Genomic DNA, 15,237 nt, shown 5'->3' on the forward strand with positions numbered 1-15,237 from the left:
TGCTTATTTTTTAATTTCTAAAATTTCATAATTTTTGAAATCGCTGTAATCCGAAGTAATTACTTTTTCGCCTTTTTTCAAGCCCGAAACCACTTCGTAATAGAGTGCGTTTTCTCTTCCTAGGCTTATGTTTCTTTTCTCCGCTTTATTTCCATTCAGTACAAAAATCCATTTTCCGTTGGTATCTTTGTAGAAATTCCCTTTCGGAATCATCATACTTTGGGTATCGGCAGATAATTTCAGTTTCACCCCGAAAGTCATCCCAATTCTTAAATCTTTAGGTTTATTTTCGTCTGCAAAATTGAGTTCGGCAGAGAATTGCCCATCTTTTACTTCAGGTAAAATTTTGGTAATGATTACATTATATGATTGTTCGCTATTATCTAAAGTTCCTTTGATGCCTGGTTGTAATTTATTGATATAAAATTCGTCTATTTTAGCTACCAATTTGTAACCGTCCATCAAATCTATTTTCCCAATGCTAAGCCCAGAAGTAAGGTTTTGACCTAAATTAATATTGAAAGAAGACAGCCTACCCGTTTCTGGAGCTAGAATCAAGAAATTATTTTTGTTATTTCTCAAAACGTCTAGACTCTTCTGCATTTGCCCGATAGATTTATTAATCTCAGCTATTTGTTGGTTTCTAGAGTTATTTTCGTTCTGAATGCCTTGTTCAGTAAGTTGTTTTCGTTTTTTCTGATATTCTAAATTTTGCTTTGCCAAATCGAATTCTGTTTTTCTCCCAATCTCTGCATCATACAATCTTTTTTGAAGATTATACGTTTGCAAAGCCGTGTTGTAATCATTTTGAGATTGAAGCAATTCTTTATTTTGATTAAATTCTTGATTTTTTAACTCTAACAAAGAATTTCTCATTTGGCTAATTTGTTGCATAATTCCCGTCTCCTGATTCATAAAATTGAATTCTGTATTCGGATTATAGATTCTTGCAAGCGGTTCTCCTTTACGCACCATTTGTCCGTCTTCGGCATAGATTTCTTTTACCATTCCGCCTTCTAAAACGTTGACTAAAGAAGAATTCAAAGATTGAGATTGTGCCGTTATCATCAACATATCTTCGAACTTACCAAAGACCACTTCAGAGGTTTGAATGTCTTCTTCTGGAATGTTATACGTTTTCTTTTGTTGTAAGAAATAAACCGCAAATAAAACCACCGCTGCTGCAATGGCAGAAATGATTAAAATAATTTTGAGTTTAGATTGTTTTTTTTCTAATTTCGTATCCATTATACCGAATTGATTTACAATATATTACACAATAGCAATGCCATAGATTTATGAAGTTGTAAGGTATTGATAATGAGAAACAATTACAAGTAAGAAATCAAAAAAACTGTCCGTTTCCGAACACTTTTTGTCCGAAAATGAACAACTAAACTATAATTCACTCCCAAAACTGATGGCTAAAAAATCAAAAATTATAGAATCATCCGAAAATAAAATAGTTCTTTCTAACGAAAAACTATTTTTTGATTTATCAAAATTAATAGAGCAAAGTAAGCAACAAGTCGCAATGCAAGCTAACAGTACGCTTACGATTTTGTTTTGGCAGATTGGTAAACGTATTAATGATGATATTCTCAAAAAACAGCGTGCAGAATACGGAAAACAGATTGTACAGACCGTTTCGGCACAATTGGAAACCTCTTATGGAAGAAATTTTACTGAAAAAAATGTAAGAAGAATGATGCAGTTTGCAGAAGTTTTTTCTGATTTGCAGATTGTCGTTCCACTGGCACGACAATTAAGTTGGTCTCATTTTTTAATTTTAATTCCCTTAAAATCAATAGAGAAAAGATTGTTTTATGCGGAACTAGCAATCGAAGGAACACTTGGAAAAAGAGAACTTCGCAAACAAATTGCCAATAAAGCTTTTGAACGAACTGAAATTGCAAATTTACAAACTGGCAAAAACGAAAACATCCCGATTAATACATTCAAAGATCCCTATTTATTAGATTTTCTCGGACTACAAAACAATTTTCTTGAAAAAGATATAGAGACTGCAATTCTTCACGAACTAGAAAATTTTATTTTAGAATTAGGAAAAGGATTTGCTTTTGTAGAACGCCAAAAAAGAATGATTATAGACGGAGAAGACTTTTATCTTGACCTATTATTTTATCATCGTACATTAAAAAGATTGGTTGCCATAGAACTGAAATTAGGAAAATTTCAGGCAAAATATAAAGGACAAATGGAATTATACCTGAAATGGCTTAATAAAAATGAAAGACAAGAAGGTGAAGAAACCCCAATAGGATTAATCCTTTGCGCAGAAAGTAGTAAAGAACAAGTAGAACTATTAGAAATGCACAAAGACGGGATAATGGTAGCTGAATATTGGACAGAATTGCCTCCAAAAAAAGAATTAGAAAAAAAATTACACTTAGCTCTAATTGAAGCAAAAGAACGTTTTGAACGTAAAAAACTAATGTAAAAATTGTATCACGAATATGCGAAAAAAAGAAGCCAGAATTTTAATTGTAGATGATGACGAAGATATTTTGTTTTCGGCAAGAGTTTGGTTAAAAAAATTCTTCACAGAAGTGATTACCCTTAATTCTCCCAATAAAATCGTAACCTCTTTACAATCTCATCAAATAGATGTGATTCTATTGGATATGAATTTTAGAAGAGGTTTCGAGGATGGAAAAGAAGGCTTGTATTGGCTGTCTGAAATCAAGGAAATCAATAAAGATATTCCTGTAATTCTGATGACGGCTTATGGCGAAGTAGAACTGGCGGTAGAAGCCCTGAAAAACGGTGCTACAGACTTTATTCTAAAACCTTGGAATAACGAAAAACTGTACGCTTCGGTGAATTTGGCAGTAGATATTTCCAGAAAAAACAGAAAAATTTCTCAGTGGGAAAATCTGCAAGAACATTCTAAAAACTACGAACTAGAAACACAATCCCCGAAAATGCAGCAGGCGCTTAACACCATTAAAAAAGTGGCGGCAACTGATGCTAATCTTTTGCTTTTGGGAGAAAACGGAACCGGAAAATATGTAATGGCAGAGTATATTCATCAAAATTCTGCCAGAAAAAATGAACCTTTCGTGCATATCGATTTGGGTTCTATTTCTGAAAATCTTTTCGAGGCAGAACTTTTTGGGTATGCCAAAGGTGCCTATACCGATGCCAAAACCGATAAAGCTGGTAAAATAGAAAATGCAGATGGCGGCACAGTTTTCTTAGATGAAATTGGGAACCTTACCTTACCTCTTCAGCAAAAGTTGCTGACCTTAATCCAGACCAAAAAACTGTCTAGAATTGGCGAAACCAAAGAACGTTTTCCTGATGTGAGATTTATTTTTGCCACGAATGCCGATTTAAAGAAAATGATTTCGGAGCATCGTTTCAGAGAAGATTTGTATTTCAGGATTAATACCGTAGAGGTAGAACTGCCACCTTTGCGAGAGCGAAAAGAAGACATCCCAGCATTAGCCGAATTTTTCATCAAAAAATATGAGAAGAAATACGGAAAAAGTCATCTCAGAATTCAGAATTTAGACGAAGTGGTACACTATGCTTTTCCGGGTAATATTCGTGAACTAGAGCATTCTGTAGAAAGGGAAATTATTTTAACTGAAACCGAAGAACTTACGCTTACGCTCAACCATTCTGTTGCTGAGGAAAAAATAAGTTCCTTAAATTTGGAAGAAATGGAAGAACGCTTGATTAAGAACGCCTTGAAAAAATACAAAGGTAATATTACGCTAGCTGCTGAAGCATTAGGATTAACAAGAGCTTCACTGTACAGACGAATGGAGAAATTTGGGATTTAGAAGATGGAAGATGGAAGATGGAAGATGGGAGATGGGAGATGGGAGATGGGAGATGGATGATGGATGATGGAAGATGGAAGATGGAAGATGGGAGTTCTGATGAATGATGAATGATGAATGATGAAAAAAATCAATGAATTAACAAAACCAATGAATAGGCTAACATACCTTTTTAAACAATGTCAAACTATTTCAAACAACTTCAAACCGTTTCAAACCATTTTCAAACTAAGTAAAACTTATCAAATAATACTCACTCAATGAAAAAATATTATTTTCTACAATGGTTACTATTTAGTGTTCTGGGCATTATTTCTGGAATCATTGCTTATCATTTTTTGGGAGAAAATAAATTTTTCACGACCTTATTATTTTCCTTATTGTGCTTGATTTTAATGTCTTATGGTTATTTTTTAATTACAACGAAAATAAAAGAAACCGAGAAAATCATTACTTCTGTCTTGCAAAAAGACTTTTCTCTTTTTCCTAAAGAAGAACCATTAGATGAGCTCAAAAACACGGCTGTAAAATTGTATTATCAAAGCAAAGAAGAACAATACCAATTGTATTCTTATAAAAATTTATACGACACTATTCTTAATAAATTGGAAATTGGTTTGATCATCCTTCAGAAAAACACCACCGAAAACAAGTGGAAGATTTTCTATTGCAACCCAAGTTTTATGAACATTCTAAAAGTACCCAAATATCATGAATGGAGCTTTTATGAAGAGAAAATTCCAGAATTTTATCAATTGATAGAAAAAACAGAATACCAAGATTCTCAAGATTTTATTGATATTTCCATACAAGAGAGCAGCAAACAGTCCTACTCTATTCGTACTTCTAGAATTACTACTCCACAGATCGATTTTTGTGTAATTTCTCTAGAATCCATCCAAAAAATCATCGATAAAAAAGAAAAACAAGCGTGGAACAATCTTATGAAAGTGATTTCTCACGAATTGCTCAATACCCTAACGCCCATCAACAGTTTGGTTCATAATTTAGAATACCTAGCAGAACAAGAAGAAATAGACCACGAAGACCAAAATGAAATGAAGGACAGTCTGAAAATCATCAATTCTAAATCTCAGCAATTGCTTCATTTTATAGATAGTTACAGACAAGTGGCAGAATTACCAAAACCTAAAAAAAATCGATTTAACCTTAAGAAAGCCGTTGAGAACGTATTAAAAATCTTTGAAACAGAATTCAAGAACAACAATATAGAAGTGGGCCTTCAACTGAAAGATTTTTATCTGAATGCTGATGAAAAAATGATAGAAAGAGTCTTGGTGAACCTCATCACCAATGCGATTTTAGCACTACAAAGTAAAACAGACCACAAGAAAATCTACATTGAAATTCTAGAAATCAACAATAGAATTCTGATGAAAGTAGAAGACAATGGTGCTGGAATTGATGAAAAAATAGCCGATAAAATTTTCCTTCCTTTCTTTACTACCCGACCCAATGGCTCAGGCATAGGTCTTACCTTGGCCAAAAGCATTATGGAAGCACACCAAGGCTATCTTACCTACCGAAAAACTGAAAAAGGCAGTTGTTTTGAAGCATGGATGGTGTAGAGAAAGACTGGGTACTGGAAGAATTTGTTTCCCGCAGATTTATGTAGATTATTGGATGGTGGCTCACAATTGGTGGTATAGTTGGTTAATGTATTTGTGAATGAGTGAATGAGTGAATGAGTGAATGAGTGAATGAGTGAATGAGTGATTGAGTGATTGAGTGATTGAGTGAGTTGGTTAATGGAAAAAGGTGATGAGGATGGAATTGGTAATTATTCTTCATTTTTTTTTAATGGGCTAAAGCTTGTTGCTATTGATGGAAGGGGAATTGGTTAGTGGTTGAAAATGAGTTTTACACTACCCTAGTCTTTAGAACCGGTTCGAAAGCCACCCCTTCAAGATTATGGAACTTTAAAATGTTTATGGTCACGGATTATAAATCCGACATCGGGAGCTTTTTATTTTTAAATGCTCCGAAGTTTGTAACTTCGGAGAGCTGGGGGGAATTTAAAAGGTTTTGTTTTATTTTTCACATCTTCTTCACTGTTTTATTTTTTTCTACAAAATACACATTTATATTTTCTTTTATTTCTTATAATATGAATATCTTTGATGAGGTTTTAGTAAAAGAAAACCATAACCTTTTAACATTTAATTCAAAATAATGTTAGTCCATTTTAAGTTTAAAAATCAAACGATGTCTATCTCTACATGTAAAGAAAGAGCGTTTTTTTCTGAAAAATTATTGAATATTTTTCTATTAACTTTCTTAGCCATTCTTCTTCAAAATTGTAAAAGTGATATTTCAGAAGATCCCCCGGTAACCCACAATCCTTTGTACAGAATAAGTGGCACCAAAATCATGAATGCTTCTAACCAAACCCTTACATTACAAGGAATAGCTTTTGGAAATGAAGTATGGAGTGATAATCCTTTGCCATACGCTCACCACAGCGAAATAGATTATGCTCGTGTAAAAGATATGGGCATGAATGCAGTAAGATTCTATCTAAATTACAAAACTTTTGAAGATGATGCCAATCCTTACCAATACAAACAATCGGGCTGGGATTGGCTCAATCAAAACATCACTTGGGCGAAGAAAAACGGCATCTTTCTTATCTTAAATATGCATGTTCCGCAAGGTGGTTTTCAATCTAATGGTGGTGGAGATGCTCTTTGGAATACAGTAGAAAATCAAAATCGCTTAACTGCACTTTGGAAAGAGATTGCAAAAAGATACAAAGATGAAGCACAAATCATAGGTTTTGGGTTGGTAAACGAGCCATCTCCATCTAGTGACATCTCACAATGGCAACAGTTATCACAAAGGCTTACCAACGAAATAAGAATGGTAGATAAAAACCACCTTCTGTTTATAGAAAGAGCCAATTATGTGAAAGGAAAAACAGAAACTGCAGACTATAATTTTCCTAGCATAAATGATAGCAATGTAGTGTATGAATTCCACATGTACAATCCTTTTGAATACACCCATCAATTATTCAGTTGGGCAAACCAAGGCGATGGTGGAAGTTATCCAGACGAAACTTACCTCTATGCAGACACTACAGAATGGTACACCGCCACATCTAACAACCCTGCAATAGAAAGCGGCACAAAAGATTGGATGTATTTTGAAGGCATAAAATACAAAGTAACGGATGACAAAATAAAATTAGGTTTGCCCGCATTAATAGCTTCTAATGTAGGCGGAAAAATCTACTTTGACGATATTGAAATTAAAGAATATGACCCTAATGGTCATTACACCAAAACTGTTTTCAGTTCTTCTCTTAACAGCACAAACGGTTGGTCATTTTGGAGCAGTAATAATTCTGGCACTTCTGGCTTGAGCAGCACTACTGGAACTAGCAACAATACTAGTCTCTACATAGAAGGTGCCACTGGCGATTGCAACTTATCTAATTACAACCAAAAATTTTTCACAAAACAAGGCTATTCTTATCAAATTAATGGATGGATGAAAGGCGAAAACATCTCCGCCAATGCTGGTTGCCGTTTAAGAATAGATTTTCTTACGTCACCAAACCCAATTCAAAAACGCAATAAAGCCTATTTAGAATACATGCTTAAAAAATATGCAGATTGGGGCAAGAGCAAAAATGTTCCATTATATATGGGAGAATTCGGTTTGGGAGTTCATTGTTTTGAAAACAATAAAGGGGGGCTACAATGGGTAACAGATATGGTGGACATTGCCAAAGCCAATGAATTTCATTTCACCTATCATGTATATCACGAAGATAATTTTGGATTGTACTACGGTAACGGAACTTTACCAAACCCTTCTAATGCAAACCAACTGTTAATCAATTTATTTAAATTGAAACTGAAGTAATAGGTCACTATAAAAAAACTATTTTCAACACCCCTTTTACAACCACTCTCCCCTCATCTGTTTGCCTAGGTAAGAGCTGTTGCTGGTTTGTTGGTTTTCGGAATTGTAAAGGAAGGCATAGCCCTATATGGCTTCTGTCTCTGTCCATTGGGGGATTGTTATTTTGGCTTGTCTATCACTTCTCCGGGCTATTTTTTCTATAAATAAGACGTGTACTAGTGACTCATCTGCTAGCAGCAGATAGACCTCATCTTCTGCTTGGACAAAGCCTTGGTGAGAATTGTCTTGCCATTGCAAAGTGAGTTCATCACCAGAAAACTGTGTTTGTAACTGATGAAAACCTGACAAAGTACCACAAGACAATAAAAACTTGCTCCACTCTATGGTGAATTCTTGTTCTTGGATTTGGATGACGTGGTTTAAGACATAAGAGATTATTTTGGTTTTTCTCTCTCCTACAGTGGCATTATCCATAAAAAAACGTTCTACAATGCCCATAAAAGGCTTGGTGAATTCTATGGCGAGAGAGAATTTCAATCTTTGGATGCGTTGTTTTTCTGTGGGCGGTTTTTTAGAAGGTCTAGGGGCAGCACGCAAAATCTGCTCACCGTTCAGCTGCACGCCTACTACATTACCTATCTTACCTGAAAATCCTCCTAATATTCCGTTTTTTGAGATGGCCATGGGTGGTTAGTTTTTTTTATTAATCTTCTTTTGCTTTTAATATTTCTGTTAAAGACGTAGTAAATGGTTTTGATGAGTTTCTGTAAGGTTGATATTGAGAAAGTTTCCTTATATCAATCAATACATTATTAAAATCATCAGAAACATTTTTCTCAATATTATAAACCAAATAATACTCACCTGTTGCATTTGGATAGCCTTTTTTGTTTAAATCATTTTGAGATAATATTTTTGGTCCTATTGATGACAATTGAAAAACCCTATTGGTTTTTAATTCATCAGAACCGTGTAAAATCAAATATTTAGCATTTAAATTATCTTTTGACAATGGTAAAGAACCTTTTCCTGTTCCAGTTCTTACATTATAAAGATTATGTTTCAATATCCAATCTAATTGTTCATTAGATTTATAAAAACCAACAATTACTTTTGTTTCATCAGGGTTTATCTTTTCTTCACCATAATATTCAGGCATTGGCTCATGTAGAACATTATCATCAGATTTAGGCTCTTTGAATATTTTATAAGTTTCATCTGAAAGTTTCTCTCTTTGAGAGGTTCTATCGAGTAAATGGTCAATTATTAAATCTAAAAATTTGGATAACTCTTTAATTTCAGATGTATTATTTGATGGATTAACAGAAAAAGCTCCCAATCCTGGAATTATTTCATGAAAACCTCTAAAAGGTTTTTCTTTAATACCAGGATATAAAATATATGCTCCCCCAGAACGTCTGATAGCATCTTTATAGGCATGCATTTTTAATAAATCTACATTTTTGTATGTTCCTTTTCTTTCCTCTATCTCTTCTCTATTTAAAGTTTCTTCTAACTCTAAATCTTCAATATTTGGATTTACAGTTTGATAAAAATTATTGATTTTGTACTTTGCATCAAAATGAATATGAACAATAGATTCATTAGACTCTGCTTCTTTTTCAGATAAATATTTAGGCCAAATACTAAGTGTATAATCTGGTCGTAAAGGAGCAGTCCAACTTCCAGTAATTTTTTCAGAATAATTAACACCACCCTTAAAAGTTCTGTTGTATGAAAACTTTACATTTAAATCTCTATTTCTTTTGGTATAAATTCCCTTTAAAGCGGTATGTTTTCCCGATTTAACCATAACATTTAAACCATCCTTGGTTGGTTCTATTAAATGTTTATAAGCTTTATCCTCAAAATCTACAGAATGAATATTAAATTTTTCTTTTATTAAATCATAAAGAGTAAAAAATAACCAGTATTCATATAAACTAGCTATGTCTTTCTTTCCTGCATTATAGACATCTTCACCACCCTTCCATATTAGTTTTGATGCTAATTCAAATTGCAACCATCTATTGAGTACTTCTCTGTACCCACTTCTTTTCTGTAAAACGGGACTATTTAATTTTAAAAAATTAGGTTCATTTATAATTTGGAAAAAAGGTTGACTAAGTTCTCTGTTCAATTTATCTATTAAAAATTCAGCTTCTTGAATGGGTTTAACCATTTTGTTTTTATCAAAGATTAAAAGACATTCTTCACAAAATTGTTTAAATCTTTCTAGAACATGCTTAATAAATCTATTCTCTGGAGTATCTATATTTTCTATTTTTCTATTGCCTTTAATCTTTAGCGGAACAGAATTTATATTATTATTCCTCAAAAAATGATTCTCTGGTAAATTTAGCCTATTAGAACCTGTCAATATCTGACGAATAGAAGCATTAGAAAATCTTTTAACTTTTCTTATATCTATAACCTCTGTTTCCTCATCCCAACTTGTTTTAGGATTACTAATTATTTTTTGAACAGATTCGTAAAAATCTGAATTATTAAGAACCGATTGAATAAAACAAAACCGTTGATAAATAGTACTACTGTCAGAATTAAAATTAATATCAAATGTTTGATAAACTGGAGAATTAATTTGCATTAATAATTCTGTACATTTATCTGTAATGTCTTCTAACATTAGCCGATAATTTTCTCGATAACTCTTATCTAATTCTTGATTAAATTTAGTCGCTAAAACTTCAATATCTATTTTAGAAATCGAAACGTTTTTCAAAGTATCTACAATATCTAGACTTAAAGTTCCTACATAAATGTTGGGAACAATTCTGCCAGAAGTTACATGTTTTTTAGATGGTATTACAATTCCAGAAATATTCGCAGATAATTGATAATTACTTTTATTGAAATAGTATTCATAAGTATTACCTTCAAGAATCTGATATTTACTTTCAGAAAATTCTTTAGCTTCAAAGTCATCTATTTCTCTTATTTCAGAATTCCCCTCAGGATAAATGGTTAAAATCAATCCTGATTCTATAAGATTAAGTGGTATTTCTAGAAATTCTTTTTGCATAAATTAAGCTTCAGCATAACTTGTAAAACCATTATCTAGAACATTCTTGTACATTCTTATAAGTTTTTCATAAGAGATAGGATAAATAATATTACTTTCGCTAACCTCATCACATTTTGCAATAGAAAACTCTTGCCCCTCTTTTAAGCAGAGTAGTATAAGAGCATCTAAAACTTTTACAATTTTACTCCTAGAACCATGAAGTTTAGGCAATAATTTTTGCATAATTGCAATGTCTAAACATTTTCCGTCTGATAGATTACTGAAAGTTTTAAGTTTTTTAATTAGTAAAAGCATTTCTGTAGCTGTTCTATAGCCAAACTCAGCTCCTACTTTTTTTAGTTCTTCAAAAAATTTAAGAAATGTAAGCGAATAGATTTCTTCGTTTAGTATTTCTTTGTCGTGAGCAATTTCTATGAAATTGTGAGCCATTCCTGCTCCTTTACCTTCTAATAAAGAAAGGTCTACTTTCTTTGGTTTTTCAAAGAAAGTTTTTAAATCAGATGAATCTACCCTGAATTCTATGGTATTGGCTCTATCCAATACCTTTGGACTAAACATATAAGTTGTTTCATCAATATTTACCGTGCCTATGATGAATAAATTTTTTGGCCAAAAAACTTCATTTGGAATAGTATTCCCTTCTAAATCAATCCTTTCATTACCCGTGTATAAATTTATTCTATCATCAGATTCCATAATACTCAAAAAGTCTGCAAAATAACGTTCTACATGACTAAGGTTCATTTCATCTAAAATTAAGAAATACGGCTTATTTGCATTTTCTGATTTTGCAGCTGTAATAATAAGATTTAATGCCCCCGAATCTGGGGTAATGTATTCCTCTTTAACCAAACCATTTGGATAGCCTAATAGCGGTTCTCTATTTGTCCAATCTGCACCCACAGGAATAATTTTAAATTGTGATTTATCTTGACATATCCATTGTACAAAACTTTGAGCGATTTTTGTTTTCCCAGAACCCGACAATCCAGTTAATAAAACAAAAGGTTTTGTAACTAGAGATGATACAAAACGATTAATTAGTGTTTCAGAAAAAATTAGACCTGATTCTAAAATATCAGTTTGGAAATCCTTGGTTGATAATTTCTTTTCTTTCATTGTTACTTTTTCAATTTTAGAATCACTAAACTGCAATTTATACTCTTCAATAATTTCAATTAAATCTGACTCTAATACTTTTTCATTAGGCAAGTTATTTACATCATAAACTTTATGGATGAATGAAGCACCATACCTTTCTGGTATCTTCGAGAAATGTTCCATAAAATATACTTTTATACTTTGTACATTTTCAGGTAGTGACCATTGAACAGATGGAATTTCTGATTCACTAACACCATAAGCTAAAATTAACAATTTATATTCTTTGTAATACAAATAAACTGGATAAATCCCTTCGCTTGTTTTATTTGGTTCAATTAAAAATGAAATCCAAGGTATATGTGCTGCTGTACCCTGGCCAAAACTAACCTTAACTTTTGTTCCTAAATATTTTGAAACATAATTCTTGGTTTTTAGATTTTTCGAATTAGCTTGATCTATAAATATTTTTAATTGACTTATAAATTCTATTTCGTCGTTATCATCAAAATCAATTGTTTTCTTTTTTAGAATATCAAAACCATTATTATTAAGAATTTTAAATGGAATTTCAACACTGTTTCCAAAATCTGCAAGAGTTAATTCTTTATTTCCTTTTGATGTATTAGCTACAGAAAGAACTAAAATAGGAGGATATTTTTTCCCATTATATATTAAATCATAGGTAGAAGAATGTCTCCCAGATTTTAATGACGGATTATTATCAATAGTTTGTATTGCATTAATTAATTCTTCTCTTGTAAAAATTTGATTCATGGTCTTCTATTTGTAAAAACTATTTGAAAATGTTTATGAAATTCCAAATCTAGAAATTATTACATTCTAATATTAACAAAAATACAAAATCCACATCAATCACATCTACGGGAACCCAGAAAATTAAAAAAATAATGATAAAAGTTTTAAAACCCTTTGGTTGGGGTTGGGGTTTCCTTCGAATCAAATGGTAGGTTTGTTCGGGGTTTGTTCGAGAAAAGTACCTATTTTCCGAAGCTGAGTGGGAGAATTCCCGAACAAACCCCGAACAAACCCCAGAGAAAACTCGAAAAAAAACCACCCAAAGGTGGAGTTCATTTTAAAATGTAACTTTGTTACGAGAAATTTTTTAGCATGATTTCTACTTCTTGTTTCATTAGATTTTTAAAAGATTCTGGGGCTAAAATTTGTACTCTTTTGCCATGAGAGAGAATTTCTCTTTGGAAATCATAGGTAGGCACCAGCACTACTCTGAAGACGGTTTCTTGGTTATTTTCAGAAACTATGGTCTGAGAATGGTGCAATGGCAATGCTTTCACGTAATTGGCCTGTTCGTAGTCAAATTTCAGTAAAATCTCTTGAGGTTCTTGTCCGTCTGCACTGATGATGCCGAAAGAGTTTTTGTAGGCATCTTCTACGTTGATGCTATTTCTTTTAAAAGAGGTATTGGTAATTTCTAGGTCAGAAATGCGGTCTAAACCAAAGGTGATGATGAAAAATTTGCCATTTTTGGGTTGATGGTAAGCGGCCAAAAGGTACCATCTGTTTTTAAATTCCTTCAGGGCGTAGGGAGTTACCACTTTGTTCGATTTTTCGTTTTCCCAGAATTTTTGATAGTTAAACTTGATGACTTTTCTTTGGGTAATGGCGTGGATGATACCATTGAGATGTTCGAAACCTCTGGCTCTTCTGGGTTCGAAAAACATCACATCAGTTTTGCCTTGGGTTTCTCGGTAGGCCTGTATCAGCAGCAGTTGGTCAAAGACACTTTCCTGAGAAAGTTCTAGTTCTTCTTCCTCGATGAAATGAGCCTTTCTTTTTCTAGAAAAAGAAATCTGAATGCCGAAAACATCAGCAATGGCGAGTTTATCTCTTTGGAAAGTTCTTTCGGTGAACTTGAGCTCTAGTCCTTTTTCGTCAAATTTATCTTGCAGGAAATCTGCAATTTCAGCGTAGGTAGCCCCTTTGTCTTTTCTTCTTCTTAATAATTCTTCTATGAATTTTAAGCGGAGCATTTGTTCGTTCTTTGCCATAAGGATGAATGGGTGATGGGTGATGGGTGATGAATGATGATTGATGATTGATGATTGATGATTGATGATTGATGAAGCAAAGGTAAGGAAGCGTAACGACAAAATAAGACGTTTTGAGCAGGTTATTCATCAATTAATTTTATTTTAACAGAATAATGATAAAGAACTGATGAGATGAACAATTGAGATTTATATTAAGAGCTTGTTTAAATTTTAATGCAAAGTCGCAAATTATTCCTATTTAATACTTTATGTTTTTGAGACGCAATTGTTTAAAAAAGTTAAAAGTGAAAATCTTTTCCGCCTTTGGCGGATTGTGTTTTAATTTAAGCTCATTCATTTAATTTTGCGCCTTAGTTTTTTAATTGATTATCAATTATTTAAATTCTTTTTACAAATGCGCAACTGGTTATAAAAAATAATTGTTATTAAAATTAAATAGGCTCTAAAATAATCATCAAAACAAATCACTTTATTGATTATTGAATGATTGTATAAAAAAGCTTCATTTTAGATACAACGCCACTCTTGTTTTGCGATAAACATAACAAAAAAACATTATCTTTTAAAACTTAACATTAATAATGAAAAAAGTAAAGCAAGAGTGATTATTTAATTTCTAAATATACTGATAGATTAATAAAATGATAAATTATTTTAATACTAACTAATAATTGTTATTTTTGCGGAGAATTTCATCTTAAGTGAAAAACATATATTTATGAATTATAAAATTGAACTCAACATGCAAGAAAGGGGTTCTGATTTGGTTTACAACAATATTTTATTTGATTTTTTCAAAGTGAATATTGTAGAAAGGCTTACCAAGAAAAAAACGGTAAGTTTTGTCATCTTCAAAGTCAGAACATTGAATAATGAGCTAATCAATACCAAGGATGGGCATGGTAGAGTAAAGCTAAAGGAGGATGCTTTTCTTAAATATAATCAACTGATAAAGGTTTTGAATTCTTACGAATATGAAAAAAAGCTCATCAACAGAAAAAATGCTGAGCAAGAATTTGTAGATTTTATACTGGGTTTGGTGGTTTCTAACTACAACATGAATTGATATAATCTGAATTAGAATAAGCAAAAAATAATATTTCTTGTAGTGCATTGAGCTAATTTTTTAAACGCAAAGGTTCTTTTGGTGCATGCATATTTAAGGGGGCTATGGCATCAATGCTTCGCTAAGTTTAACGTTTTATCAATAGTGACTGTTTTGAAATTTATTCTTTTTTTTTCATTAAAGTTATCGAATGGGAAGGTTTAAAACGCAAAGGTTCTTTTGGTGTATGCATATTTAAGGGTGCTAAGGCATAAATGCTTCGCTAAGCTCAACGTTTTATCAATAGTG

General features: G+C 32.3%; 10 protein-coding genes. 5 read left to right on the top strand and 5 right to left on the bottom strand.

Annotation, left to right across the window (positions count from 1 at the left end; all coding sequences use genetic code 11):
• Nucleotides 1–3 precede the first annotated feature (3 nt).
• Nucleotides 4–1,248 (bottom strand): efflux RND transporter periplasmic adaptor subunit, encoded by a 1,245-nt coding sequence (locus IEW40_RS03910; RefSeq protein WP_188616768.1) that lies wholly within the window; start codon nt 1,246–1,248, stop codon nt 4–6.
• Between the two features lie 172 nt (nt 1,249–1,420).
• Between IEW40_RS03910 and IEW40_RS03915 the strand changes: the two genes are divergently transcribed.
• The 4 genes from IEW40_RS03915 (at nt 1,421) to IEW40_RS03930 (ending at nt 7,703) form a co-directional block, all read left to right on the top strand.
• The gene (locus IEW40_RS03915; RefSeq protein WP_188616769.1) at nt 1,421–2,461 is read left to right on the top strand and encodes a PDDEXK nuclease domain-containing protein; all 1,041 of its coding nucleotides are present in this window, start codon (nt 1,421–1,423) and stop codon (nt 2,459–2,461) included.
• A gap of 16 nt (nt 2,462–2,477) precedes the next feature.
• Nucleotides 2,478–3,812: a sigma-54-dependent transcriptional regulator gene (locus IEW40_RS03920; protein WP_188616770.1), complete on the top strand. Its 1,335-nt coding sequence runs from the start codon at nt 2,478–2,480 to the stop codon at nt 3,810–3,812.
• Nucleotides 3,813–4,072: 260 nt separating this feature from the next.
• Nucleotides 4,073–5,401, top strand: coding sequence for a sensor histidine kinase (locus IEW40_RS03925; RefSeq protein ID WP_188616771.1), 1,329 nt, complete (start codon nt 4,073–4,075; stop codon nt 5,399–5,401).
• Between the two features lie 637 nt (nt 5,402–6,038).
• Entirely contained in the window at nt 6,039–7,703 is a 1,665-nt protein-coding gene (locus IEW40_RS03930) for a glycoside hydrolase family 5 protein (protein ID WP_188616772.1), read from the top strand.
• Nucleotides 7,704–7,826: 123 nt separating this feature from the next.
• Here IEW40_RS03930 and IEW40_RS03935 read toward each other — a convergent pair whose 3' ends face one another.
• The 4 genes from IEW40_RS03935 to IEW40_RS03950 all read right to left on the bottom strand — a co-directional run bounded on the left by IEW40_RS03935 (nt 7,827) and on the right by IEW40_RS03950 (nt 13,982).
• A complete protein-coding gene (locus tag IEW40_RS03935; protein WP_188616773.1) occupies nt 7,827–8,387 on the bottom strand; it encodes a DUF6266 family protein in 561 nt (186 codons plus the stop codon).
• Nucleotides 8,388–8,406: 19 nt separating this feature from the next.
• Nucleotides 8,407–10,746, bottom strand: coding sequence for a DUF2357 domain-containing protein (locus IEW40_RS03940; RefSeq protein ID WP_188616774.1), 2,340 nt, complete (start codon nt 10,744–10,746; stop codon nt 8,407–8,409).
• A 3-nt stretch (nt 10,747–10,749) separates the two neighbouring features.
• Nucleotides 10,750–12,627 carry an MrcB family domain-containing protein gene (locus IEW40_RS03945; protein WP_188616775.1) on the bottom strand — a complete coding sequence of 626 codons (1,878 nt, stop codon included), beginning with the start codon at nt 12,625–12,627 and terminating at the stop codon, nt 10,750–10,752.
• Between the two features lie 335 nt (nt 12,628–12,962).
• On the bottom strand, nt 12,963–13,982 hold the full coding sequence (locus tag IEW40_RS03950; RefSeq protein ID WP_229663364.1) for a helix-turn-helix transcriptional regulator: 1,020 nt from the start codon (nt 13,980–13,982) through the stop codon (nt 12,963–12,965).
• A 619-nt stretch (nt 13,983–14,601) separates the two neighbouring features.
• Here IEW40_RS03950 and IEW40_RS03955 point away from each other — a divergent pair.
• The gene (locus IEW40_RS03955; RefSeq protein ID WP_188616776.1) at nt 14,602–14,949 is read left to right on the top strand and encodes a prevent-host-death protein; all 348 of its coding nucleotides are present in this window, start codon (nt 14,602–14,604) and stop codon (nt 14,947–14,949) included.
• The last annotated feature ends 288 nt before the right edge of the window (nt 14,950–15,237 follow it).

It is taken from the genome of Cloacibacterium rupense, from assembly GCF_014645495.1.
In the GTDB taxonomy this organism is placed as follows: Bacteria; Bacteroidota; Bacteroidia; order Flavobacteriales; family Weeksellaceae; genus Cloacibacterium; species Cloacibacterium rupense.

Bases quoted from the DNA above. Each gene is read 5' to 3' on its own strand.
- IEW40_RS03910 (WP_188616768.1), bottom strand. From the start codon at position 1,248: ATGGATACGAAATTAGAAAAAAAACAATCTAAACTCAAAATTATTTTA.
- IEW40_RS03915 (WP_188616769.1), top strand. From the start codon at position 1,421: ATGGCTAAAAAATCAAAAATTATAGAATCATCCGAAAATAAAATAGTT.
- IEW40_RS03920 (WP_188616770.1), top strand. From the start codon at position 2,478: ATGCGAAAAAAAGAAGCCAGAATTTTAATTGTAGATGATGACGAAGAT.
- IEW40_RS03925 (WP_188616771.1), top strand. From the start codon at position 4,073: ATGAAAAAATATTATTTTCTACAATGGTTACTATTTAGTGTTCTGGGC.
- IEW40_RS03930 (WP_188616772.1), top strand. From the start codon at position 6,039: ATGTCTATCTCTACATGTAAAGAAAGAGCGTTTTTTTCTGAAAAATTA.
- IEW40_RS03935 (WP_188616773.1), bottom strand. From the start codon at position 8,387: ATGGCCATCTCAAAAAACGGAATATTAGGAGGATTTTCAGGTAAGATA.
- IEW40_RS03940 (WP_188616774.1), bottom strand. From the start codon at position 10,746: ATGCAAAAAGAATTTCTAGAAATACCACTTAATCTTATAGAATCAGGA.
- IEW40_RS03945 (WP_188616775.1), bottom strand. From the start codon at position 12,627: ATGAATCAAATTTTTACAAGAGAAGAATTAATTAATGCAATACAAACT.
- IEW40_RS03955 (WP_188616776.1), top strand. From the start codon at position 14,602: ATGAATTATAAAATTGAACTCAACATGCAAGAAAGGGGTTCTGATTTG.